The sequence below is a fragment of the Acinetobacter sp. YH12069 genome, assembly GCF_013419675.1.
GTDB classification, from domain to species: domain Bacteria; phylum Pseudomonadota; class Gammaproteobacteria; order Pseudomonadales; family Moraxellaceae; genus Acinetobacter; species Acinetobacter amyesii.
In genome coordinates this window covers 104,474-130,061 of the sequence record NZ_VOZS01000004.1, presented here as the reverse complement: position 1 = coordinate 130,061, position 25,588 = coordinate 104,474, and the positions used below count along the sequence as shown (strand labels likewise).

Annotated in this window: 22 protein-coding genes, 1 pseudogene and 1 riboswitch; of the genes and pseudogenes, 15 read left to right on the top strand and 8 right to left on the bottom strand. The window is 39.6% G+C overall.

The features are described 5' to 3' along the window. Positions 1-8 precede the first annotated feature (8 nt). From FTU16_RS03390 to FTU16_RS03380, 3 genes are all read left to right on the top strand, one after another. Positions 9-1,178 (top strand): thiolase family protein, encoded by a 1,170-nt coding sequence (locus FTU16_RS03390; protein WP_168377520.1) that lies wholly within the window; start codon positions 9-11, stop codon positions 1,176-1,178. A 133-nt stretch (positions 1,179-1,311) separates the two neighbouring features. Next, positions 1,312-2,811, top strand: coding sequence for a succinate CoA transferase (locus FTU16_RS03385; RefSeq protein ID WP_180003676.1), 1,500 nt, complete (start codon positions 1,312-1,314; stop codon positions 2,809-2,811). A gap of 223 nt (positions 2,812-3,034) precedes the next feature. Then, positions 3,035-3,352 (top strand): hypothetical protein, encoded by a 318-nt coding sequence (locus FTU16_RS03380; RefSeq protein ID WP_373683882.1) that lies wholly within the window; start codon positions 3,035-3,037, stop codon positions 3,350-3,352. Positions 3,353-3,442: 90 nt separating this feature from the next. Here FTU16_RS03380 and FTU16_RS03375 read toward each other — a convergent pair whose 3' ends face one another. Continuing rightward, positions 3,443-4,144, bottom strand: coding sequence for an HAD family phosphatase (locus tag FTU16_RS03375; protein WP_180162699.1), 702 nt, complete (start codon positions 4,142-4,144; stop codon positions 3,443-3,445). A 190-nt stretch (positions 4,145-4,334) separates the two neighbouring features. On the opposite strand from FTU16_RS03375, the gene FTU16_RS03370 reads away from it, so the two are divergent. From FTU16_RS03370 to uca, 4 genes are all read left to right on the top strand, one after another. Next, positions 4,335-5,228, top strand: a complete 894-nt coding sequence (locus tag FTU16_RS03370) for a LysR substrate-binding domain-containing protein (RefSeq protein ID WP_180162698.1) — start codon at positions 4,335-4,337, stop codon at positions 5,226-5,228. Between the two features lie 198 nt (positions 5,229-5,426). Beyond that, positions 5,427-5,538: riboswitch (guanidine-I (ykkC/yxkD leader) on the top strand. A 29-nt stretch (positions 5,539-5,567) separates the two neighbouring features. Then, positions 5,568-6,305, top strand: coding sequence for an urea amidolyase associated protein UAAP1 (locus FTU16_RS03365; protein WP_180162697.1), 738 nt, complete (start codon positions 5,568-5,570; stop codon positions 6,303-6,305). Positions 6,306-6,316: 11 nt separating this feature from the next. Beyond that, complete coding sequence (locus tag FTU16_RS03360; protein ID WP_180106789.1) at positions 6,317-6,979, top strand: urea amidolyase associated protein UAAP2; 663 nt, start codon at positions 6,317-6,319, stop codon at positions 6,977-6,979. 4 nt (positions 6,980-6,983) lie between these two features. After that, positions 6,984-10,589: an urea carboxylase gene (gene uca / locus FTU16_RS03355; protein WP_180162696.1), complete on the top strand. Its 3,606-nt coding sequence runs from the start codon at positions 6,984-6,986 to the stop codon at positions 10,587-10,589. A gap of 23 nt (positions 10,590-10,612) precedes the next feature. Here the strand turns inward: uca and FTU16_RS03350 are convergent, their stop codons facing one another. After that, positions 10,613-12,475 (bottom strand): AAA family ATPase, encoded by a 1,863-nt coding sequence (locus tag FTU16_RS03350; protein WP_180162695.1) that lies wholly within the window; start codon positions 12,473-12,475, stop codon positions 10,613-10,615. Positions 12,476-12,699: 224 nt separating this feature from the next. Between FTU16_RS03350 and FTU16_RS03345 the strand changes: the two genes are divergently transcribed. Continuing rightward, the gene (locus tag FTU16_RS03345; RefSeq protein WP_180162694.1) at positions 12,700-12,894 is read left to right on the top strand and encodes a hypothetical protein; all 195 of its coding nucleotides are present in this window, start codon (positions 12,700-12,702) and stop codon (positions 12,892-12,894) included. A gap of 9 nt (positions 12,895-12,903) precedes the next feature. On the opposite strand, the gene FTU16_RS03340 is transcribed toward FTU16_RS03345, so the two are convergent. Next, a complete protein-coding gene (locus FTU16_RS03340; protein ID WP_180162693.1) occupies positions 12,904-14,853 on the bottom strand; it encodes a triacylglycerol lipase in 1,950 nt (649 codons plus the stop codon). A gap of 188 nt (positions 14,854-15,041) precedes the next feature. After that, the gene (locus FTU16_RS03335; RefSeq protein WP_180059581.1) at positions 15,042-16,124 is read right to left on the bottom strand and encodes a putative zinc-binding metallopeptidase; all 1,083 of its coding nucleotides are present in this window, start codon (positions 16,122-16,124) and stop codon (positions 15,042-15,044) included. A 447-nt stretch (positions 16,125-16,571) separates the two neighbouring features. On the opposite strand from FTU16_RS03335, the gene FTU16_RS03330 reads away from it, so the two are divergent. Genes FTU16_RS03330 through FTU16_RS03320 form a run of 3 tightly spaced genes read left to right on the top strand, consistent with a single transcriptional unit; the run spans position 16,572 to position 18,237 of the window. Beyond that, positions 16,572-17,012 (top strand): ribbon-helix-helix protein, CopG family, encoded by a 441-nt coding sequence (locus tag FTU16_RS03330; protein WP_180162692.1) that lies wholly within the window; start codon positions 16,572-16,574, stop codon positions 17,010-17,012. Positions 17,013-17,023: 11 nt separating this feature from the next. Next, complete coding sequence (locus FTU16_RS03325; protein ID WP_180162691.1) at positions 17,024-17,218, top strand: hypothetical protein; 195 nt, start codon at positions 17,024-17,026, stop codon at positions 17,216-17,218. Then, positions 17,215-18,237: an ABC transporter substrate-binding protein gene (locus tag FTU16_RS03320; protein WP_180162690.1), complete on the top strand. Its 1,023-nt coding sequence runs from the start codon at positions 17,215-17,217 to the stop codon at positions 18,235-18,237. The genes FTU16_RS03325 and FTU16_RS03320 overlap by 4 nt, the downstream gene beginning before the upstream one ends. A 128-nt stretch (positions 18,238-18,365) precedes the next feature. Here the strand turns inward: FTU16_RS03320 and FTU16_RS03315 are convergent. Beyond that, a pseudogene (locus FTU16_RS03315) lies at positions 18,366-18,781 on the bottom strand (epoxyqueuosine reductase QueH); the annotation flags it as partial. A gap of 621 nt (positions 18,782-19,402) precedes the next feature. Between FTU16_RS03315 and FTU16_RS03310 the strand changes: the two are divergent. The 4 genes from FTU16_RS03310 (at position 19,403) to FTU16_RS03295 (ending at position 23,135) form a co-directional block, all read left to right on the top strand. After that, positions 19,403-20,392 carry a putative oxygenase MesX gene (locus tag FTU16_RS03310; RefSeq protein ID WP_180162689.1) on the top strand — a complete coding sequence of 330 codons (990 nt, stop codon included), beginning with the start codon at positions 19,403-19,405 and terminating at the stop codon, positions 20,390-20,392. A 270-nt stretch (positions 20,393-20,662) separates the two neighbouring features. Beyond that, positions 20,663-21,691 (top strand): methionine synthase, encoded by a 1,029-nt coding sequence (locus FTU16_RS03305; protein WP_180114844.1) that lies wholly within the window; start codon positions 20,663-20,665, stop codon positions 21,689-21,691. A 103-nt stretch (positions 21,692-21,794) separates the two neighbouring features. After that, a complete protein-coding gene (locus FTU16_RS03300; RefSeq protein WP_180048946.1) occupies positions 21,795-22,289 on the top strand; it encodes a flavin reductase in 495 nt (164 codons plus the stop codon). Between the two features lie 45 nt (positions 22,290-22,334). Further along, the gene (locus FTU16_RS03295; RefSeq protein ID WP_180162688.1) at positions 22,335-23,135 is read left to right on the top strand and encodes a sulfite exporter TauE/SafE family protein; all 801 of its coding nucleotides are present in this window, start codon (positions 22,335-22,337) and stop codon (positions 23,133-23,135) included. A 140-nt stretch (positions 23,136-23,275) separates the two neighbouring features. Here FTU16_RS03295 and FTU16_RS03290 read toward each other — a convergent pair whose 3' ends face one another. Genes FTU16_RS03290 through FTU16_RS03280 form a run of 3 tightly spaced genes read right to left on the bottom strand, consistent with a single transcriptional unit; the run spans position 23,276 to position 25,507 of the window. Next, the gene (locus FTU16_RS03290; RefSeq protein ID WP_180073918.1) at positions 23,276-23,605 is read right to left on the bottom strand and encodes a multidrug efflux SMR transporter; all 330 of its coding nucleotides are present in this window, start codon (positions 23,603-23,605) and stop codon (positions 23,276-23,278) included. Between the two features lie 7 nt (positions 23,606-23,612). Continuing rightward, the gene (locus FTU16_RS03285) at positions 23,613-24,494 is read right to left on the bottom strand and encodes a hypothetical protein (RefSeq protein ID WP_180162687.1); all 882 of its coding nucleotides are present in this window, start codon (positions 24,492-24,494) and stop codon (positions 23,613-23,615) included. Continuing rightward, on the bottom strand, positions 24,491-25,507 hold the full coding sequence (locus FTU16_RS03280) for an isopenicillin N synthase family oxygenase (RefSeq protein ID WP_180008900.1): 1,017 nt from the start codon (positions 25,505-25,507) through the stop codon (positions 24,491-24,493). Before FTU16_RS03280 ends, FTU16_RS03285 begins: the two co-directional genes overlap by 4 nt. Positions 25,508-25,588: the final 81 nt, after the last annotated feature.

Below are 25,588 nucleotides of genomic sequence, written 5' to 3'. Positions count from 1 at the left end.
AATAAGAAATGATTGTAATTGTAGATGGCGTACGTACAGCGATGGGTGGTTTTCAGGGTTCACTTTCATCTTGTACAGCCCCAGACTTAGGTGCTGCAGCGATTCAGGCTGTTGTTGCACGTGCAGGTTTAGAACCTACAGATATTGACGAAGTTATTTTTGGCTGTGTATTACCGGCTGGTCTTAAACAAGGTCCTGCACGCCAAGCGATGCGTCAAGCAGGTTTGCCAGATACAACGGGTGCCACCACGATTAATAAAATTTGTGGTTCAGGCATGAAGGCAGTGATGCAAGCAGCTGATGCGATTAAAGCCGGTTCTGCTAATATTGTGGTTGCTGGTGGTATGGAGTCGATGTCAAATGCGCCATATTTACTTGAAAAAGCGCGTTCAGGCTATCGTATGGGGCATGGTAAAACTACAGACCACATGTTTCAAGAAGGCTTAGAAGATGCTGAGACAGGTTTATCGATGGGTATTCTGGCACAAGATATGGCAGATAAAAAAGGCTATACCCGTGAACAGCAAGATGCTTTTGCCATCAACTCACTCAATAAAGCCGTTGCAGCGATTCAAGGCGGTTTCTTCAAAAATGAAATCGTGCCGGTTACCGTTAAAAGCCGTAAAGGTGACGTCGTTGTTGACACAGATGAACAGCCTTTAAGTGCTAAGCCTGAAAAAATCCCTACACTGCGTCCTGCATTCAAAAAAGACGGCACGATCACAGCTGCCAATGCCAGCTCAATTTCTGACGGTGCATCTGCTTTGGTGGTTACATCAGAAGAAACGGCCCAAGCACGTGGTTTAATACCACTGGCAAAAGTCGTTGCTTATGCTACAAATTCACAGCATCCGTCAGAGTTCACGATTGCTCCAGTCGGTGCTATTGAGAAAGTACTTGCACAAGCCGGTTGGGATGCACAAGAAGTTGACCTGTGGGAAGTCAATGAAGCATTTGCCATGGTTACAATGCTGGCGATTGATGGATTTAACTTAGATGAAGCAAAAGTGAACATTCATGGTGGTGCTTGCTCACTTGGTCACCCACTAGGTTCATCAGGTTCACGTATTATTGTGACGCTGATTCATGCCTTAAAACGCACTGGCGGTAAAAAAGGTGTCGCAGCACTGTGTATTGGTGGCGGTGAAGCAACTGCAATTGCGGTTGAACTGATTTAATTTGCCTCAATTTATATAAGTAAGCTTTTAGATAAGTACGTTTTTAGATAAGCAATAACAAACGCTATCTCAGTTCGCTGGGATGGCGAAAAAAGATGTTTATTTTGAGATATTTATTTTTTGAGATTTAATTATGAATGGTTTAGATCGCATTCGCTTACTCTCCCTTCGCGACAAAGTAATGTCTGCTGAAAAAGCGATTGAGTTAATTCAAGATGGTTCAGTGGTTGGTTTAAGTGGTTTTGGTGGTGCAGGTGAGGCAAAGACGGTTCCATTGGCACTTGCAGATCATGCAGTTTCACATCCTCTTCGTATCACGTTGGCAACGGGTGCTAGTTTAGGAAATAGTATCGATGGTCGCCTCAATGCGGCGCATGCGATAGAACGTCGTTATCCGTATCAGGCAGATCCTGGTTTACGTAAAGCCATTAACGCTGGCGAGGTCATGTATATTGACCAACACTTGTCTGAAATGGCCGATAATATTCGTCATCATAATTTACCGCGCATTAATGTGGCCGTTATTGCAGCGACTGCAATTACAGAAGATGGTCAAGTTATTCCGACAGGTTCATGTGGTAACTCAGCCAATTTCATTGAAATGGCAGATCATGTGATTATTGAAATTGATAATACGATTAACCCAGTGCTCGAAGGTGTACATGATATTTATGTGCCGAAAGCGCGACCAAACCGTGGGCCAATTCCACTGACTCAGGTCGGTGAACGTATTGGTACAATTGGGATCAATGTCAGCCCCGATAAGATTTCAGCTATTGTGTTGAATGATCTGCCAGATACCCAGTTTAAAATGGATGAACCTGATGCTGAAACCCTAGCGATTGCTCAGCATCTGATTGATTTCTTTGAAGGTGAAGTCGCAGCAGGGCGTTTGCCTGAAAATTTAGGCCCGCTACAGTCAGGTGTGGGTTCGATTGCCAACGCTGTATTTGCCGGTTTTGAGCATTCGAATTTTCATGATTTGGAAATGTATTCAGAAGTACTACAAGACTGTACTTTCCAGCTAATTGATTCTGGAAAAATGAAATTTGCTTCAGGCTGTTCAATGACGTTGTCTGAGCCTTGCGCACAGCGCGTGATGAACAATTTTGATCAGTACAAAGACAAAATTGTGTTACGTCCACAAGAGCTATCCAATAACCCTGAAATCATTCGACGTTTAGGCATTATCGCGATTAATACGGCGCTTGAGTTTGATATTTACGGAAACGTAAATTCGACCCATGTGACGGGTACCAAAATGATGAATGGTATTGGTGGTTCTGGAGACTTTACTCGTCATGCGCACATTGCCATTTTCGTAACCAAGTCGATTGCAAAAGGCGGTGCGATTTCATCTGTAGTCCCAATGGTGAGTCATACCGACCATACTGACCATGACGTTGATATCGTGGTTACAGAGCAGGGCTTGGCAGATTTACGTGGTCTTTCACCACGTGAGCGTGCACGTAAAGTCATTGAAATCTGTGCGCATCCAGATTATCGCGCAGCATTGTTGAGCTACTTTGAACGCGCATGTGAGCGTGGTGGTCAAACGCCGCATATTTTAAAAGAGGCTTTATCTTGGCATGCCACTTTTGAAGAAACTGGTTCAATGCGTCAAATCGTATAAATCTAAAGATTGAAAATTTTTAAATAAGCCCATGATCAAGTGGGCTTATTTTTTATGAAAGACTACAAATGTTTCAAAACATGACAAAAGAAAAACAGCAGCACTTGGTTTGAAACTTTTGCACAACATGAACGGTCTTAAGTTCTCTTCAAGGCTTTCTATAATGCAAAACTCATTGACAAAGAAGGTCAGTATTTTGAAAAAGATTCAATTTTTTTCTGCGATGTTGCTCGCAGTTCTCCTCAGTGCATGTAAACAAAGTCCAGCGCCCGATTATGCAGGAACATGGCAAAATACCGCAGTAGATCCGCAACTTGAAAATGCGCTGATTATTAGTAAAAATGGTGAAAACTATTTCATTACCAATACTTTAAAAGATAAACAAAGTGGTAAATCTGAAAAGAAAAATCCTGTACCTGCGTCTGTTGCTGAATCTGGGTTACTGGCTGTAAACTCTGGGACAGGTGCTGTTGAATTTGCGATTGACGAAAAAACAGGAAATTTAGTCGGGTCTGGATCCATTTATAAAAAAGTAAAATAGATCAATTATCTATTGATGCAAAAAAATCAAAAGCAGCCTCTAAATTGGGCTGCTTTTTTAACTTTAAAGCGAATGATTGATTACTAGTCATTAGTTTAAGACAGAAGAGAAATCATGGATAAAATAATCCGCTTTATTTTTGATTTGCTCAATTTCGTGCTCTGAATATGCATCATACACGGCAACCACTTCAATGCCTGCTGCATTTGCAGCTTCTACACCAATGAGTGAATCTTCAAAAATTAAACATTCTTCAGGTTTTACTGCAAAATGTTGAATAGCTTGTAAATAAACTTCAGGATGCGGCTTAATATTTTTGACACTTTCACGGGTCAGGATCAGATCAAAACTATTTTCAAAATGCAGCTTTGGATAAATGTTGATATTTTTTTGATATCGATAAATATTTTGCAAGCTGGTCGTGGTGGTAATTGCCACCTGAATGCCTTGCTGAATGAGCTGTTGAACAAATAACGCTGCATGTGGTTTAAGCAAAATGATATGTTCTAAAAAATGCTGTGAAATGGCATATCGTTGCTGTTTGATTTGATCTGCTGTGTGTTGTTCAATCTTATAAGTATCTTTTAGATAGTTACAGTACATTAAGTAAGGGTCTGGTGTGTTTTTAAATAATTGCAGCTGAATGTCACGTTCACGTTGAATTAAATCCAATTGGATGGTTTGTCCAGTCAACTGTTGAATCAAATCTGCATCAACCTGATTCCACACGCCAACAGAGTCGATAAGTGTGCCATCTAAATCAAAACAAACCAGTTTTTTTCCTTGAAGCATGTTGATATCCAAATTCGTGCTGGGTCTATTATGCGGACTGATTGGAGTGTTGAAAAGCCAAATGCAACTGAGCAGGCTAAACTGGCGTTTCATCTGCAATAAAAGTAATATTTCGTTATTGGCTTTTTGTATAATTCAGCAGATGATGCACAGCATAACTTGCAATATTTAATTAGGGACTAAATCTTTCGTGTTTGAATTGGACTGTAAACTTCTTAGCATTTTTTTTCATGTTTATAAGTACAAAAATGTGTCACAAGCTGCTGAACACTTGCAGATGAGTCAGCCTACAGTCAGTAATATTTTAAATAAAATACGACAGCATTATAACGACCCCTTATTTTTACGTATCGGCAATGAAATGGTGCCTACGGAGTTATCGCGTCAATTATTTCCTTTAGTTAGCGAAGCCTTGAGTAAAGTCGAAGCTATTAATAATTTTACGATTAATTTTGATCAAGCCATTTCAGATCAACAATTTACTTTGGCCATGACCGATGTTTCGCATTTGGTTTTATTGCCTAAAATCAGCCAATATCTAAAAAAACACGCGCCACAAATACGTCTGAATGTACGCCCGATTACCACTGAAACCAGTTATCAAATGGCGAATGGTGAAATTGATTTAGCACTGGGGTTTTTACCGCATTTGGAAAACGGCTTTTATCAGCAAAAATTGTTTGAGCAATATTATGTGGTGATTGCAGCTAAGGATCATCCACGATTAACGGGTGACACTATTACAACTGAGCAATATTTGTCAGAGTCGCATATTGATATTGATGCAGGGATGGGGCACTACCATATTGAAAATGAGCTGCTTAACCTTGATTTAAAACGTGATATTTTGATGCGTTTACCTAGTTATTTAGGTGTAGGCTTAGTCGTGCAAGACACTGATGCGATTGCTACTGTGCCGTATTACTTGAGTGAAGTATTGCTTTCGCGCGGCAACTTAAAAATATTTGACGCACCGATTGCATTTCCAACCTATGGCGTGAAGCAATATTGGCATATGTCTTGCCATCATAAAACCAGCCATCAATGGCTACGTCATATGTTCCATGAGATATTGGTAAAATAATTTTTATGCATTACATAAAGCCCAAAAATGATTTTGGGCCTTTTTTTTTGCAATTTTTGCAGCAATTTTGTGCATGGGTTGCACCCGATTTGGTCATGCTATAGCTCAATACTATAAAAAAGTCTAATAAATAGCAGTATTACGTTTATATAAATTGGTAATACTAAATTGGCACAGCCTTTGCATTTCTACATACATCATAAAGTGATCTAGGGTTCCGATACATCTTCATGTATGACCGCGACCGAGAGTTCACGGCTTCGTTTTAATTCAAAGCAAAGCTGCACGGAGGGATAAAAGCCCGGGAGGTAAACAGTTAAGAATTAGGCAGAGGCTGCAATGAGCACAACACATTATCATGAAGATAAAGCACTATGGACTGAACTTTTACCGGGTGGGCACCACTGGTCAGCGCGTATTCAGCGTGGTGCAGTATTACAGCTTAAATCGCTAGGGCAAAATGCCAATGTGTCGCTGTACTGTGTAAATAGTGAAGATAAGCTTGAACGTTACAACATGCCAGATAGTCTTAAGGGGCAGCACACGGCTTATTTAAGTACAGGTCATATTTTGGCGTCGGATTTAGGCCGTGCCATGATCTCGATAGTCAAAGATGATCACGCTTGGAATGATGCTTTTTGTGCACCAAGTACGGCATCGCAAATTGAAAACCAATTCGGCAACAAAACTTTCCAAGATGCCCGTAATGATATGTACCGTAATGGCAAAGATAGCTTATTGCTTGAAATGACCAAGTTTGGCTTATCTGCAACTGACCTCAGCAGTACCTTAAATTTATTCTCTAAAGTTCAACCTGATGACAATGGCAACTTAAGTTATGTTGCATCGGACAATACAAATCAAGTCATTGAACTGCGCTTTGAAATGGATTGTTTGGTCTTTTTATCTAGTGCACCACATGGATTATCTCAAGCAGAAGAATATAACCCTGCTGATGTACAACTAAGTTTATTTAAGGCGTTGCCTTTGGCAGACACCGATGTTTGCCGTGATTCTTGCCCGCAAAATCAACGTGCTTTTCAAAATAATAAACGCTATTACGCTTTAACGGCTTGAGGGGAATGATCATGACTGCATTAGTAAATCCAACACAAAATTTTGAAAAATCAGTGTTAAGCGAAGTATGTCCTGCCGGCGAAGCTTGGATGTGCGAAGTCAAAAAAGGGCAATATTTCCGTATCGTTGACCTCGAAGGCAATCAAGCGGTGGATACGCTATTTATCTCTAGCCAAAACCCTGAAGAGCGTTATAGCGCGACGGATACTTTAGCGATTAACCAACAGATTTATTTAGAAAAAGGCACGGCGCTATACACTAACTTTGGCAAAAAAATTGCTACCATCCATGACGATAATTGTGGCCGTCATGACACCTTAGGCGGTGCATGTTCATGTGAAAGCAACACTGTTCGCTATGCACATGACAAATTTCCAATGCACAGTTGCCGTAATAATTTCATGATTGCGTTGTCACAACATCCGATTGCAAAAAAACATGGCTTAAACGTGCGCCATATCGGCCCAAATATTAACTTCTTTATGAATGTGCCTGTGACCGCTGAGGGACATTTGAAATTTGATGACGGTATTTCTGCACCGGGAAAATATGTAGAGATTAAAGCCGAAATGGATTTGGTCGTATTGATCTCAAACTGCCCACAACTGAATAACCCATGTAATGCCTATAACCCAACAAAAATTCAATTGATCATTCGTGAAGGCGAGGAGTAATACTATGTTCAATAAAGTCCTCATTGCCAACCGTGGTGCAATCGCTTGCCGTGTGATCCGTACACTGAAAAAATTAGGCATTCAGTCCGTTGCAGTGTATTCAGAAGCAGATCGTGATTCTTTGCATGTGACCTTAGCTGATGAAGCGGTATTTATTGGTGGTAGTCCTGCCAGCCAAAGCTATTTAAATGTCGATAAAATTTTAGAAGTTGCAAAGCAAACAGGTGCAGAAGCGATTCATCCCGGCTATGGCTTCTTGTCTGAAAATGCAGAATTTTGTGATCTGTGTGAAGCGCAAGGCATTGTATTTTTAGGGCCAAATTCGGCGCAAATGAAATCCTTTGGCTTAAAACATACCGCGCGTCAACTCGCGATTCAAGCCAATGTACCACTTCTTCCGGGCAGTCAGCTTTTGGCAGATGAAGCCGAAGCACTGCTTGAAGCCAATCGTATTGGTTATCCTGTGATGCTGAAAAGTACCGCGGGCGGTGGTGGTATTGGTATGCGTTTGGTGTGGAATGAAGAAGAGCTGAAAGATGCTTATTCTACAGTGTCATATCTTGCCCAAGCCAACTTTAAAGATGCAGGTTTATATTTAGAGAAATTTGTACAGAATGCCCGTCATATCGAAGTGCAGATTTTTGGTGATGGTAATGGCTTAGTCTTGGCACTTGGCGAGCGTGATTGTTCGGTGCAGCGACGAAACCAAAAAGTCGTGGAAGAAACCCCAGCACCACATATCAATGATGAGCAACGTGCCTATATTCAATCTGTCGCGATTGGGCTCATGCAGTCGGTGAGTTACCGTTCGGCAGGTACAGTTGAATTTGTCATGGATACCGACACACAGGAATTCTATTTCTTAGAAGTGAATACCCGCCTGCAAGTTGAACATGGCGTGACGGAGCAAGTGTTTGGTGTAGACCTTGTGGAATGGATGGTCACTCTCGGTAGTGGCGATTGGATTACACCAACAGAACAACTTGAATCGAAAGGTCATTCGATTCAAGTGCGTTTATATGCTGAAGACCCAATTAAGAACTTCCAGCCAAGTGCAGGTTTACTTACACATGTCGAGTTTGATAGCCATGCCCGTAATGAAACGTGGGTGGAAACAGGTTCAAATGTCTCATCATTTTATGACCCGATGATTGCGAAAATCATTGTCACAGCGGATGATCGTGACTCTGCAATTCAAGCCATGACCGAAACACTCGCCAAAACATCGGTTGCAGGCATCGAAACTAATCTTGAATATCTACAAAATATTATCGACTGTGATGTATTTAAAGCCGGTACGCAAACCACACGTTTCCTCAATACTTTTGAGTGGAAAACTCAAAAAATTGAAGTGCTGCAATCAGGCATTCAAACTTCTGTGCAAGATGTCACAGGTCGTTTGGGCTATTGGGATGTGGGTGTACCACCATCAGGTGCGATTGATCCGCTGTCACTTAATGTTGCGAATCAATTGTTAGGTAATACATATAACACGGCAGGGCTTGAATGCACTTTGCAAGGGCCAAGCTTAAAATTCCACTGTGATAGCCAAATTGTATTGGCGGGTGGTGATATGCCATCAACCCTTGATGGTGTGCCTGTGCCAATGTGGAAAACCGTGAATGTGCGCAAAGGTCAGATTCTAAAATGTGGAAAAATCGCCACAGGTTGTCGCACCTATATCGGGATTAAAGGCGGTTTGAATGTGCCTGAATATTTAGGCTCACAAGCGACCTTTACCCTTGGTCAGTTTGGTGGTCATGCAGGGCGTAACCTATTAATTGGTGATATGTTGCCAATCACGGCATTTACATCTGAACAAGTGACAGCGCTTGCGCCTGAACAAGTGCCAACGTTTAGCCATGAATGGGAAATTGCGGTGATGTACGGCCCGCATGGTGCACCAGACTTCTTTACTAAAAAAGACATTGATACCTTCTTTGCCAATACTTTTGAGATTCACTTTAACTCAAGCCGTACAGGTATTCGTTTGATTGGTCCAAAACCTGAATGGGCACGTGAGGATGGTGGTGAAGCCGGTTTGCATCCATCGAATATTCATGACAATGCTTATGCCATTGGTGCTATCGACTTTACGGGTGATATGCCGATTATCTTGGGGCCAGATGGTCCAAGTTTAGGAGGCTTTGTTTGTCCTGCCGTGGTGATTAATTCTGAGCTTTGGAAACTCGGTCAATTGAAAGCAGGAGACAAAGTCAAATTTATACCTGTGAGTTATCATCAAGCGAAACTTTTAAATGAAAAATATCATGCGCAATTAGAAGCAAATGATACGCAGGTTGTGGCATTTGATGAGTCATTTTATCCTGAACTTTCTACCTTAAAAAATGCGGTGCTTGACACTTTAAAAGGTCAGAATGGCTTGCCGGATGTGGTGTATCGTCCTGCGGGCAACAACTACATGTTGGTGGAATATGGTGAGTTAGTACTTGATCTAAACTTACGTTTCCGTATCCATGCGCTCATGCAATGGGTACAAAAGCAAAATATCACAGGGATTATTGATCTCACACCGGGGATTCGTTCGCTACAAATCCATTTTGATTCGATCAAACTTGATCAAATTGATTTACTGCGTTTATTACAAGTCGCTGAAGCTGAACTGCCTGATGTGACCGAGATGCAAGTCCCATCACGTACCGTATATCTGCCACTTGCTTGGGAGGATTCACAAACCCAGCTAGCGACAGAGCGCTATATGCAAACGGTACGTCCAGATGCACCATGGTGTCCTGACAATATTGAGTTTATCCGTCGTATTAATGGTTTAAAAGACAAACAAGCGGTCAAAGATGTGGTTTATGACGCGAGTTATTTGGTCATGGGTTTGGGCGATGTGTATTTAGGTGCACCTGTGGCAACACCACTTGATCCTCGCCAGCGTTTAGTGACGACTAAATACAACCCTGCACGGACATGGACACCTGAAAATGCTGTCGGTATTGGCGGTGCCTATATGTGCGTGTACGGTATGGAAGGTCCGGGTGGCTATCAGTTTGTGGGTCGTACCACGCAGATGTGGTCACGCTACCGCAAAAATGCCGATTTTGAACAAGGAAAACCGTGGTTACTCCGCTTCTTTGACCAAATTAAGTTTTATGAAGTTTCAGAAGCTGAACTGATGCAGATGCGTGAGGACTTCAAAGCGGGTCGCTTAAAACTGCGTGTAGAAGAAGGTGTACTGAACCTAAAAGAATACAATGACTTCTTGACTGAAAATGCAGAATCAATCTCAGCATTTAAATCCATCCAACAAGCCAACTTTGATGAAGAACGTCGTCGTTGGCATGAAGCCGGGCTTGCAGAATATGTTTCTGAAAGCTTAGATGCTGTGACCGATGATAGTGATGTTCAAATTCCAGAAGGTGGCTGTGCAGTGGAATCGCACATGCCGGGAAGTATTTGGAAAATTGAATGCAAGTCAGGTGATATTGTTGAAGAAGGTGCAACGCTTGCGGTGATTGAAGCGATGAAGATTGAGATTCCAATTATTGCACCTGAACGTATGAAGGTTTCTGAAATTACCATTGAAAAAGGGCAAACAGTGAAAACAGGGCAGGTGTTGTTTACTTTGTCGCCAGTGGCTTGATGAGATAGTAATAAAAAGACCGCTTAGGCGGTCTTTTTTTCTAATTCAACTAAACCAAATCTTTCCTCGATTTGATTAATGAATTGAAGGAATTCATTATTTCCTTGTTGATCTGTGCAACTTTCAATAATTTCCTCACATGTACTATTTCCCCATAATTTTTCAATTAAATTACTTTTTTTAATAGCAATATATTCGGATAAAAGAGGAGTTAAAAGCACTTTTTGATCAGAGAATTTATCAGGAGTATAGTTAAGTCTGTTATTAGATACTCTAAATATGACATTAGGATGTAGATAGTTTTCACACTCTCTTTTTTCAGTTAAATGAAAAACTATATTGGGATATTTTGCTTTTACATTTAAATTTTGTTGATGTTTTTGACAGCTTTGTCCATCATTATCTGAATCAAAAAAGACAGCCCAAGGCTTTTGGAGTGACTCAATTAATTTATAATTAACCCAATGTTTTAGATTGTCACTTCCACCACTAATTAGCAGTTGTACTTCTAATTCAGCGATATAATCTTTTTGGATCAATCCTTTTTCAGCATATTTAGCAAATATGTGTTTCAAAAATACGACATCTGATACACCTTCAACAAAGATATACCCTCGAGATTGAGGATTAGAAATTTCACTAAAAGGATGTATACCTAGATCACTACTGACAGATTTTAGTATGTCATCGTTGTCAGTATGAGAAATTACATGTTGATTACTCTCATTTTTAGCTATGTATCTCAGGCTAGTAATAGGCATAAGTCCTGCCAAAGCAGGGGTATGTGTTGTTACTAAAATTTGAGTTTTAGGAAGTAAAGATAGTTCTAATAGAGCTTTTATCAACATTTCCTGATAATTAGGATGTTGTGAAGTTTCAGGTTCTTCAATTGCATAAATTATAGATCGTCCATTTGCTTCTTGAAATTTTTTCTCTGCTTCGGCTCTAAAAAAATTTAGAAGAATTAATCTTCTAACACCACTTCCTCTTTTGTTGACAGGAATCCCTTGTTCAGATGCTAAAGCCATCGAGAAAATAGATTCCCACTTAGGTTCCTTTGAAAAATCAGGAATTAAATCTTTTGCTAATGCTGAATCCATTTCAGAGAGTTTTTCTAAAGTTCTTCCTGCTACATCTTCTACCTTATTTTTGATATGTTCTTGAATCACTTGTAATTGTGGTTGAATTTCAGAGAGAGCATGCTTGATAGCAAGTTTCATAGGATCTTGGACTTCGCTATCTTGATCGCTACTATTTCGGTCCGATTTGAATAAAGCATAAATAGGTAAAAAGTTTTTTAATACATCCCAGACATTTTTTGCATCCTCTTTGTTTAAAGGAATTTCCTTAATTGCGAATGCGAGTGTCTCTGATTGAAATAAGGATTGTCTTAATGATGTATTAGATCTTTGATCGGTTACTTGAGAGATATCTAAATTTTTGGTTTTAAATAAGGCTTTTAAATCTGCATTTTTCAATATTATCAAATTATCTAATCCGGAATTACTCGGATATTTCGCAATCAAGCTCAGATCTGTAGATATTTTTTGATTTACACGGAATGTTTTTTTTATTTCTAAATGACCCTCTGAATTTAATAGATATTCATTCTGTAAAGTAGTGACGGATGTTGCATCTAGTGTTAGAGAAGTTGGAATATCATCAAAAATACAAGTTATTGAAACATTATCTTCTTCTGTACAGTTCACACATTTATCACTCTTATCTAAAGAAGAGTTTTCAAAGAAAATATCTAGTGCTTCTAAGATAGTAGATTTACCAGCATCATTTTTACCAATGATTCCAGTTAAATCTGAATCAATATTTATCAAGTTTTCGCCCTGATATCCCCTAAAGTTTTCTAATTTAAGTGCTATTAATTTCATAATAATCTTTATCTGTAGTTGAATTTGTGGTTTAAAAATAATCAAAATAAAACTTTAACATTTTGTTTTAGCTATTAAAAGATAAATATAACCCAACTAAAAAGATCAATATTTAACTGTTATTTACATCTTTAGGACATCGGTAAAAATGAACCATATTATCTATTTACGCTTTTTTGCAAGCGTTTCAACCTAAAAAAGAATCTAAGGGGGATTTATTAATTATGGCTAAAAAACTAGAAGAACTTTTAGATGCTCGTAGCTCTGAAAGTCAAAACCGAATTTTGGAAAATGCACAAACAATGTTGAATGATTGTCTTTCGGAAGATGTGCATTTAGCAGAAAAAGCTAAAGGGCAAAAAACGATAAAGTTCACTTTAGACGAGCTACAAGATCAAGTTCACAAAAACCGTGATTAAAAAGTTTACTTATTTATCCATTTGTTCTCTCAAAATGCGTCGCAATTCTAAAATGGCATCTGCAGACTCATGAATTGAATGTCCACCATTGAATATTTTTTCAGACACCGCACCATCTAAATGAGAACTTGTATAGGGAACAATGCCATCCGACATTTTGCTCGGCTCAGTACTTTGCGTCTGATTCCCCATAATAGAATGATAAGGAATATCTTTATTTGGCATGATGTCTGCGGTCAACAGCATAAAACGTGATTGTTGACTTAAATCTGCCGGCCCAGACTTAATCAGACCCATAGTTGAATTTTTTGCATTTGGGATTTCAACATTGACATCATTTAAAAAACTTAAAGGCAATACCACGATTTTTTTCGCCAAATTGGTAAACCAGCGGTCTGCATAGTCAGTACCATGATGCGGTGCGGCAATGAAAATTGCACGACTAACTGGCTTCAATGGTTTAAAGACAAAACGATCGCGGATAATTGGATGACGTTGTAACTGTGTATTTTGTTCATAGTTCATGAGTGGAATAGCTTGAGCGGAAATATCTGCATCACTAACCAATAAACGACTGATGATGCCGCCCATACTATGTCCGATAATGACAGCATCTTGAGCCGAAGGCGTATTGGGCTGAACAGTTGCAAATGCCTGTTTAAGTAAAGCATTGATTTGAAAACGACTCTCAAATATTGGCATATTGGTTGAGTAAAACACTTGCCAAACTTGGTAATGATCACGTAGTTTTTGATCACCCATAATGTTATTGGTCAGGCCGATCCACGTTTCAGGACTGCTGGCTAATCCGTGAGCCATGACAATAATCTTTTTATTGGGTTGATAAGGCTCTAACATAAACACATGTGGCATGCGCAAATGTTCTTCCTTATTCAGAAGTGTCCAATAGCCAGATTGTCCTAATTTATTTTCGGCTAACCAAAGTCCATAAGGCACAGAATAATTGGCCGTTAGGGTATAGGACTGAGATTCAATTTTTGCCTTTTTAAATTGATAGGGATTAAATAATTCAACCTTAAAGTCTGATTGCGGCGACAAAATTTCACTAATGCTGCTATTGGTCTTGGCAGGCTCGGCGATCGCACTAACAGATAAATAGCGTGCAGTATGGATATTCGGGTTGGGTTTATTTGAATAATACTGTTCAGGATCTAGTATAAAAGGCTGCGCAGCAGACAGATCCGTAGCTTTTTTGACTAAGACAAATTCAGAACCAATGCCTTCCTGACGGTTAATGGTTTTTAAGCCTGAAAAATTAAAATTATAGCTCGACAGTAATTTATCAATGTCCGCATTTTTGATTTCAGGATAATGTTCATAGTTAAAATGATAAAGCGAAGAACCCAACATTAAACTTTCAGGCATTTGCTGATAGTCAAAACGGGTAAATGATGAGGTGATTAAACGTGATAAAGCCACATTATAAAAGGTGCGGACTTGTCCCTGACGCAAATCAAATAAGCGTTCTTCAGGGGCTTGAGCGGATTTAAATAGATAGACATAGCTGTAGCGCAGACTGAAATCAAAGTCTGCAAGCTGTTGATCCATACACATTTTTATTTTGCTTGAAGCTAATTTTCCGCTGTGTTGTTTTAAGCTTTTTTTGCATTGTGGATTTTGATCGGCGCTTAAAGCACGTGCCATGTACAGCTCACTTGCTGCTGCATAGACTTGAGCAATATCTAAAGTTTCATTATTACGCATTTTGTGAATACTGCTTTCAAGCGCATTTAAACAAGATTGGTCGCTTTCATTCACCATTAACAGGATTTGATGGCTAAATGTACTGAGCTTCTGATGGGTTAATATGCTATCTGTTTTATTATTTAGTGACGCACTGAGTTGATTTTCTTGTAATTTGACCAATTGGCATCCACTGAGCAAACTCAGGCTGATGATACACATAAAACGAGCGGGTAAATGCGTGAAAGGCATCATTGGAAAGGTCACAGGCATCTATTTTTTGTTATTTTAACCTTTATAAAATAGTAAAAATAGGGCAGGTGTTACAGCGCTCAATCCAAGAAAATTACTACGTATACATCCTTTCTATAAGCTAATGTACGAATGCTGTAATACAGAAAAGTTGATTTGAGATTCAAACACTGTCACGTGTTAAATTTAATCTAATTGTGCTGCTGATTTTTTAAGGTCATGTTGAGCAGTTTGTGGTGAATGAATCGTAATTTATCCAATACTGGATTCGACAGCGTAAACGGATATGCATCATCTAAGCCCATGCTGCGGTTCAGTGCATTTAAATTAAAGGTCAAGGTCATCCAGTGTTGCAGCAATAGGTCAAAATCCTGAGCACCAATCGGGTTTTCTTTCAGTTCTAAATTATTCAAATCCGACTTATTGGTTTTGACCACCAATCCTGCATAGTAGGCTGTTTCCAGAGTGTCCATCATATGCAAATAATGCGCCCATGTTTCCGCCCAATCTTCCCAAGGATGCGTACTGGCATAGGAACTAACATAGTAATCCGCCCAATTTTGCGGCGCACCGTCATTATAATGTCGTTTCAAAGCTTCACTATAATCCTGTCGTTCATCACCAAACAGTTCCCGAAATTCATCAATCAGCTCTGGGTGTAAATGTTTAATCAAATCAAAATAATAATGACCACTTTCATGTCTAAAATGACCTAGAAGTGTACGGTAGTTTTCACCCATTTTTATACGCGTTGTTTCGCGGTAAATCACATCTGCTTCACTGGCATTCAAGGTAATAATTCCATTGGCATGACCGGTCATAACAGGTGTATTTTCTGTTGGCATCAGAAAATCAAAACGAAGTCCAAAACGGTCATCTTGGCTGCGTTTAGGACGCGGCATGGTATTGAGCTGCTGCATTAAATACAAAAAACGCCGTTTAGCATGTTCCAATCGTGCCCAGTACACAATATGGTCTGGGTTATCTAAGTTGGGAATGGTGTGCGTGAGCAGGCAAGACTCACAATAAATTTCCTCACTGTCAGCAGGCACCATCCAGTTACATATCTGATGATGCTGATAATTATGACAAGGTTTAAAGCGTTTTCCCTTTATTTCAGGATTTAACGCAAGCCACAGCGTAGTGCTGTGCTTTTCAAAACAGCCCATTTGCTTTTCAGAGGCAATATAACCCAGCGCAGTCTGACAATTGACACAGTGTGAATTGGCAAAAAAGATTTGGTTAGAACATACCGCGCAGCTGAAATACTTCATAGGCGTTGAGTGATGAATAGAATGATCAATCAGTATAAATGATGTTCAATGTTGATGAAATAAATTGAACTTCGAGTTTGTTGCATGTCGGTCAATGCTCTTGCTTAAGAACAACGACCTTTAGAAATAGTCTTTCATCAAATAATACATCGCAGCAATAGTGCAAAGGGGTCTCGATGAGTGCATTTATTGCACAAATCATGAACAGTAAAATCTAAAAGAAAGTTAAGAGTCCCAAAAAACGATCATTTTTCATGTTCCTCACTTGGCACAGTTTCTGCATTTCTATCGATATTACGAAATAAATATTTTGTATTACTTAAACAGGAGATGCATATGAACCGCCATCAATCTGCAACATTTCTGCATCAATTAAAGCAATTTTTTATTGAGCTACTGAGCGCCCGTGCGGGTTTCTATATTCAGCAAAAAAAATAAGGAACAACAGTGCCTAAACAAAAGCTGGCGCGTATCAGTATTACAGTACCTGAAAAAACAGTCGATGCTTTGGATCAAAAAATTGTCGATCAGCATTATGAAAGCCGTTCTCAGGCCATTGTCGACATGATCAATAAGCATCTGATTGCCGATCAGGAGCAACGAAATGAAGTGATGGTCGGCACATTTACCTTACTTTATGACGCAAGTAGTACGGCGCTACGTATTCAGCTTTTAGATTTACAGCAGCAGTTTTTAGAACAAGTAGTGAGCTCGCTGCATATTCAACTCGATGACCACAAAATTTTAGAAGTCATGATTCTGCAAGGCGTCAGTTCAGAGCTCAAAGTTATCAGTCAGCATTTTTCAGCACTTAAGAGTGTGATTAAAGGACATTTGGAGTTGATGGACGCTGTGATGCCGCCAATTCCGCAAAATGCAAAGAATTAAGGAGTTTTAAAATGGGCCAATTATATCGATCACAAGGTCATAAAGACCAAATCACAAATAAACAGCAAGCACATGCTATTGCAGCCAACCATAAACCAAATCGTGCAAAGCACAATGCTAAATCAGTCAGTAATCCGAATACACCATCGTTTTTGTACACCAATACCAAATTTAACTGTAATGCCATCGGGGAAATCGCACTATGATCAAAAAAGCCTGCTTATCTGCATCCGTTTTGACCGCCATCTTACTGGGTGGTTGTGACAATACAGCCAAAACACCTGAACCAAACGCGCAAGCAGAAGGCACAGTCAATACAAAAGCCATCACAATTGGCTATAGCGACTGGCCTGGTTTTGTCGCATGGCAAGTTGCTATTGAAAAAGGCTGGTTGAAAGAAGCCGGTGTCAATGTGGACTTTAAATGGTTTGATTATTCAGCTTCATTATCTGCATTTGCGGCTAATCAGTTGGATGCTGTTTTGGTCACCAATGGCGACAACTTAGTCACGGGTTCTGGCGGCACGAAAGGCGTCATGATTATGGCGACGGACTATTCTGCGGGTAATGATGTCATCATTGCTAAAGATGGCGTCAATAGCCTTGCCGATTTAAAAGGAAAAAGTGTCGCGACTGAAAAAGGCTTGGTTGATCATTTGCTTTTAGCGACGGCTTTGGATGATGCAAAAATTCAAGCTTCTGAAGTGAAGTTGGTCAACACCATGACCAATGAGCTGCCACAAGTATTTGCAAGTCCTGATATTGCAGCGATTGCCGTGTGGCAACCGGTCGCAAATCAAGCTTTGAAAGCGGTAGCAGGTTCTAAAATCATTTATACATCGAAAGATAAACCCGGTCTGATTTACGACACATTAACCGTCAACATGACGCATTTATCTGCCAACAAAGAAGAATGGAAAAAAATCATTCAAGTTTGGGATAAAACGGTTAAATACATCAACGACCCTGCAACGCATGCCGATGCAGTGAAAATCATGTCAACCCGAGTTGGTGTTGACCCTGCACAATATGAACAGTTTATTGGAGGCACACATTTATTGGACTTGGCTGCCAATAAACAAGTCTTTAAAAAAGGAACTGGTTTTGACTCTATTTATGGTTCTAGCTACCACGTAAATAAATTCAATGTTGCAAATGGCATTTATAAAACTGAAATGGATGTCGATGGATCAATCTATCCAACATTGGTTGAAGAACTGAAATAAGTTGAAACGTAAATAAAAATAAGCTCTGAATAGTATAAATGCTTCAGGGCTAACAACATCAATTTAATGTCCCAATAACTTATGCCTTCATAATATGAAGCGGAGCGATGACCACTGTCATTAATCTACTTCTTATTTTTCCAGCGTGAAATTCCCAGTGAGCTACTAATTAAGCTAAAACCATGTTCTGCCGCATAAAGTGCAGTACGCTCGAAGCGCATATCAAAACACATCGTGCAACGAATGCCTTTTTCAGGCTCATTTTCATAGCTTTAGCGCGAGCAAACCAATTGTCTGTGTCATAGTCAGAGTCAATAAACGGAATGTTATGTTTCTCGGCAAAGCGGATATTTTCCTCTTTACGGATTTCATATTCTTTCACAGGATGAATATTGGGATTGTAAAAGAAAATTGAAAAATCGATACCTGATTCAATTAATGTTTCCATGACTTCGCCAAAGCATGGTGCACAGCAAGAGTGGAGTAAAAGCTTGTCATGACCTACTGGGAGAGTCAGTGTCTGACGTTCTAATTTATTAGACATGATTTTAAGAAGGTATAAGTATAAACCGAATATTTTAGCGATTCCTTAACATACCAAAGCTCGAATATGCTGATTTTTCTAAGTACAAGTTGAGTCATATTCAGTATATTGACTAAAAAGCTGAAACGACATGAATATATGCTTATTTCATATTTTGTTTATCTATTTATGGCAAGGTTTAAGAACTTTATAGCTCAGGACAAAAGTATATTAGTGTTACAGATTCAATATTAAAACAATTAGTGATTTGATCTTTTTTCATTTTAAAGTTAGAAAAATTCACCCTAATGAATAAATCGCTAAATTTTGAGAGTTGAGATATTGAGCCAATCTGTACGATTCGACACATTTCAGATGTGTGTTTGAATGAAAAAATTTTCATTGAATTTTTTTTAAGCCCTTATTTATATTAAATAAAATTTAAATGCTACCTGGGTGGCAGTTTTTTATCGCCAGTTGAATGATGCATAGTTGAAGAAAATTCATTGTATTTAAATCTTAAACATGAATTTATCTCACTTTGAGTTGAGGTTAAATCATTTTTATTCATCTTAAGTTTCACGTATAAATTACTCCATACAGAAATTTTGATTATTTTTAATTTTAGGGTAGTGAATCTCCATGAGTCATAAATTTGCATGTTCAATCAAACGTATCCGCTTTGATGAAAACTATAAACCAGCTGACAATACACGTTTAACAACGAACTTTGCCAATTTGGCACGTGGTGAACACCGTGAAGAGAATCTGCGCCGTACTTTGGCAATGATTAATAACCGTTTCAATAGTTTAGCTACTTGTGACAACCCAAATGCAGATCGTTATTCACTAGAAATTGACATCATTTCGGCTGAACTCGATGTAGAAGGCAATGGTCAAACTTTCCCATTTATTGAAACTTTAAAGAGTACCATCATCGACCATAAAACCAATGAACGCATTGAAGGCATGATCGGCAACAGTTTTTCATCGTATGTACGTGACTATGACTTCAGCGTGGTATTACCAGCACTCGGCTGTAAGTTCAATGAAAAACCTGAAGATTTTGGTGATTTACATGGCAAGCTATATCAACATTTGATCAATTCAGAGGTATTTAAAGCTGAATTTAAGAAACAACCTGTCATCTGTTTAAGTGTTTCAACGACAAAAACCTATTACCGTACTGCAAATGTGCATCCGATCTTAGGTGTGGAATATACCAATGATGATTATTCACGTACCGATGATTATTTTGCAAAAATGGGCTTAAGCGTTCGTTACTTCAAACCTGAAAATGCGACTGCACCATTGGCATTCTATTCAGCAAATAACTTGCTGAGCGACTATACAGATTTCGAACTGATCAGCGCGATCAGCACCATGGAAAGCTTCCAAAAAATCTACCGTCCTGAAATTTACAATACCAATGCGGCAGCAGGTTTAGTGTATCAACCAAGCTTAAGCTTTGGCGATTACTCATTAACACGTATTGTGTACGACCGTGTTGAACGTGGCCAGTTGGCGGTTAAACAGGGCAAATGGACGGAAGAGAACTTTATCCAGCCATATCAAGACATTTTGAATGAGTGGGCGACTAATTTTAGTATTGAAAATGCAGACGCAGCTTAATTTTAAATCACTTGTGATTTAAAGCAGCTTTTTTAAAGAATATGTTTCATGCATCAGTTAATTTGTGATCAATATTTATTTCGTAAAGAAATTTCTCTCTCCTTTTAAGGAGAGGGTTAGGGAGAGGATTTATATGAAATGCTCCCTCATCCTCTTGCGGAGTATGCTCCTCATCCCATAGGGAGAAGGGACTTTCAATATGAATTTAATAATCAACTGATAACTTTTTGGTTTTTGCAAAATTTAGAATATAGAGATAGAAGATCGAATATGGCCATTTTACTCCCAACTTCAACTGCTGGCAGCTTACCTAAACCGTCTTGGCTAGCTGAACCTGAAAAATTGTGGTCAGCATGGAAGCTTGAAGGCGAAGAATTATTAGATGCAAAATGTGATGCATTGAAATTATCTTTGCATGAACAAATCCATGCAGGCATTGACATTGTTAGCGATGGTGAACAAACCCGTCAGCATTTTGTGACCACATTTATTGAACATCTTGAAGGGGTAGATTTCGAAAAGCGTGAAACGATGCGTATTCGTAATCGTTATGATGCAAGTGTACCGTCTGTGGTTGGTGAAGTATCTCGTAAGAAAGCAGTGTTTGTGGATGATGCAAAATTCCTACGTAGCCAAACCAATCAGCCGATCAAATGGGCACTGCCCGGCCCGATGACGATGATTGATACCTTGTATGATGGTCACTACAAAAGCCGTGAAAAATTGGCTTGGGAATTTGCTAAAATCCTGAATCAAGAAGCGTTAGAGCTTGAAGCGGCAGGCGTAGATATCATTCAATTTGATGAGCCTGCGTTTAACGTATTTTTTGATGAAGTCAATGACTGGGGTATTGCGACTTTAGAGCGCGCGCTTGAAGGTTTGAAATGCGAAACAGCCGTTCACATTTGCTATGGTTATGGCATTAAAGCCAATACTGATTGGAAACAAACTTTAGGTAATGAATGGCGCCAATACGAAGAATCATTCCCGAAATTGCAGCAATCGAAGCTCGATATCATCTCGCTTGAATGCCAAAACTCTCGTGTACCGATGGATTTAATCGAACTCATCCGCGGTAAAAAAGTGATGGTTGGCGCCATTGATGTAGCAACCAATCAGGTTGAAACAGCAGAAGAAGTAGCAAATACATTACGCAAAGCGCTTCAGTTTGTAGATGCCGACAAGCTATATCCTTCAACGAACTGCGGTATGGCGCCTTTACCTCGCCAAGTGGCACAAGGCAAACTAAATGCGCTAAGTGCAGGCGCTGCCATTATTCGCCAAGAATTGACCGCATAAATTCGAGCTGACTCAATTTCATGTAGGGGCAAGAAGGAAATGAAATCCCTATTGCCCAAACCTGAGAAAGAGATAAGCCATATAGACCATTGAGATTGAAGAGATGATTGAAGCAACTGATTTTAGAAATGCAATGTCTTTATTGACGACTGCAGTCAACGTGATTACGACTGAGGGCGAAGCAGGCATGCATGGATTTACAGCATCAGCAGTATGCAGTGTGACAGATACACCGCCAACTTTGCTGGTTTGTATGAATCAATCATCTCGTTCTCATGCGCATTTTCTTGAAAATAAAGTTCTTTCTGTCAATGTTTTAGGCGCACAGCATGAACACATTTCCAATGCTTTTGCTTCAAGCAAATTCAATTCGGAAGAGCGTTTTAAATTGGGTTCTTGGACTGTATTAGAAACAGGTTCACCGATATTAAAAGATGCTTTGGTCAGTTTTGACTGTCAGATTGAACAGATTCAAGAAGTGGGTACGCACAGTGTGTTTATGTGCCGTGTGGTTGCAATCAAGCAAAGTCAGCAGGAGGAAAGCTTGGTATATTTCAACCGCGCTTATCATGCTGTGGGTCAAGTGGAGTTGGCTTAAACCAGTCAGACTTCTTCAATACATCACTTTAAAAGTATCTATTTCGTGGAACTCATTACTTTCTTAATTATTGGCGCATTTGCAGGTTTTGCTGCGGGGCTGTTTGGCGTTGGCGGCGGTACTATCATTGTGCCTTTGCTCTATATTGTTTTTAGCCAAATGGGCTATAGTCCCGATGTGATTATGCATTTGGCGCTCGGCACATCTTTGGCTACGATTGTGGTGACATCGATCAGCTCCTTGATGGCGCACAATAAAAATGGCGCTGTGATTTGGCCTGTATTTAAAAATTTAGCTCCGTCTATGGCGATTGGCTGTTTTGCAGGCGCAGGGATTGCAGGCTGGCTGTCAGGTTTACATCTGCAAATGATTGTCGGCGTGTTTTTACTTTGGGTGGCTTATACCATGTTTATGGGAGCAAAAAAGCCAGTCGATCCAAATAAAACACTACCATCTACAGCTAAACAAATTGCAGCAGGTTCGGGTATCGGCGTTGCATCGGCCATCTTCGGGATTGGCGGCGGCAGTATTTCGGTGCCGTATTTAACGGCAAATGGCGTGGTGATGCAAAAAGCGGTCGGGACGTCTGCCGCTTGCGGTTTACCCATTGCCATTGCTGGCGCATTAGGTTTTATGTTCTTTGGCATGCAGCAGCATGTTGAAATTCCAAATACCATTGGCTTTATTCATATCTATGCCTTTTTGGGCATTAGTGTGATGAGTTTCTTTACGGCTAAATATGGCGCGAAAACTGCGCATGCGCTTTCACCAGCAGTACTGAAAAAATGTTTTGCTGTGCTGTTATGTATTGTTGGATGCTTTTTTCTAGTGAAAGGCATCTTATAGAATCCGACAGATTATAGTTTATTCATTCGAAAAGTATGCTCTAGTGTGCAACAGCTAGCTAGAGTATTTTTATCTATAGCAATTTAAGTCTTTAAAATTTCAGAGATATTATCTAAAAACTATATTTCAAAACCGACATTTTAAAGCTCTGTGCTTTTAGAAAAAATATTGATAATCACAATACCCAATAAAATAAAGGCCAAACCAATCATGGCAGGTAGGTCTAAATTTTGTTTAAACACAAACCAGCCCACGCATGAAATAAGCACAATGCCTGCAGCCGACCACATGGCGTATGCCAATCCCATAGGAATCGATTTAAAGGTCAAACCTAAAAAGAATAGCGCAATGGCATAGCCCAATACGGTAAAAATAATAGGTACTAGTTCGGTAAACCCATTACTGGCTTTTAAGGCGGATGTAGCAATCACTTCGGCAATGATTGCAATAAGCAAATAAATAAACGACATTGATTTCCTATAGACATTCTATTGCATGGTGCAACAGGTGCTGTTTTTCATTTTGCAACCAATCTGCACTTTCTGTCGTGGTATCAGTGCGACGCTGAAATGCATAATGTGGAACATAAATATCCACCTCGTACATCAGCTGTACTGCTTGACCATTAATAATGACGTTTTGCATCAAATGTGTTTCATTAATAACTTTAAAATCATCAAAATTAAGTGATTGATCTTGTTGAGATGAGGTCGTTGTATAGTACTTATGCAGACCATCTACAGCGATGGACACTTCAAAGCTTTCAATCAACGTTTCATACATAGTAGGTGCAGATGATATGTTGATGCTGGCAACTGTTTGCTGATCTGTAGGTAAACGGCTCAGTGCGAAGGCCACATGCTTATCACAAATAATTAAACCGCCATCCATCTGCAAGGGTTGATGACTTTCTACATCGAGGGCTGACTGCAACCGCAGGCCTAAAAATAGCCCTTCATGAACTTGTTGACGCCAGTCTTCAACATAGGCATTGCTTGGAGAGAATTCTAAAATACAGTTGCCAATCGCATGCAGTTTTGCAGGTTCTGGCCATTGCACATGATTTTGATAATTTGAGTGTGCTTTAACGTCCCAAGACAATAATTGCTGTTCAGCATCCCAAAGAGTGTTGCCAATCCAGCCTTGACGCTCATTCACTGGCGTATTTTCTTGGCTTTTTAAACGTAGATCGATGGTGAAACTACGTGATTGAAACCAATACACAATGGTTTTTTCATCCGTTAAACCATTTGAAAAACTGATACTTTTACGACGAAATGCACCATACAAATAGTCTGGAATAGGACCTGAAATCTCTTGGCTGGCTGGAAGCTGTGCTAAAGCCTGAAATAAATTCATGCGTTTGCTCCTTGTACTTCTGTATTTTCATCCATACCAAATGAGGACAAAGGCACAGCATTTCTTAGACTCAGCTCTCCTGAAGCGATACGTTTTTTAAGATAACTAAAGGTTTGCGCGGTTTGATTAAATAAATGTTCACCACCAATTAAGGGCTGATATTTAGGCGCTTCTGTTGAATGTACTGGCTCAATGATCGTGTCGTAATTACAGGCGCAGAATAAGGGGAAAGAGTAGCGTTCTTCAGAGACTTTTTTAACACGGTGTTTGGTGGCCAAATATTTGCCATTCGAAAAAATTTCCATCATATCGCCAATATTCATCACCAAGGTATTTTCAATCAATGGAATATCCATCCATTCACCTTGTTTATTGAGTACCTGCAAACCTGGTGCAGTCGGTAAGAGCAGTGTAAAGCACTCATAATCTGTATGCGCGCCAATACCTTCGGCATCTTTCACTTCAGGGTTATACGGATAATGGATTAGACGCAGCTGGCTGGTCGGATGGGTAATTTTGCAATCAAAAAAATGCTCATCGACATTCAATGCTAAAGCAAAGGCCTGAAAAATCTGCTCGCTAATACTGCGTAAATGGCAGTAATAATCACTGACCGTACTTTTAAATGTGGCATCATCTGGCCATAACGTAGGGCCAAGCAAAGGAAATGCTGTCGCTTCGCCGTGATAATCATAATTGACGTCATAGGCTTCTTTTAAGTCGTAGCTGTTGCCTGCAAATTGTTCTTCACCAATTGGCACATAGCCACTATGATTTTTCGACAGTCCAACATAGTGTTGCATTTTACTTGCGGTATCTTGTTGAAAATAACGCTTTGCCACCTGAATTAGTGATGTCGCAAAATCAAAATTGAACTGATCACCCTTTAAATATAGAAAACCAACATCTTTACAGGCTTGATCCAATGCAGAGGCTACTTCTAAGCGTTCTGACAGTACCGTACTTTGCATTTTCGATATATCAACAAGTGGCAAAACATAAGATTCATTCATCTTCAATTCCTGTAATGTTGGCCGTCCAACGCTGTAGTACATCATTTAGGCCGTCCTAAAGATGAAGAGGGATTAATCCAG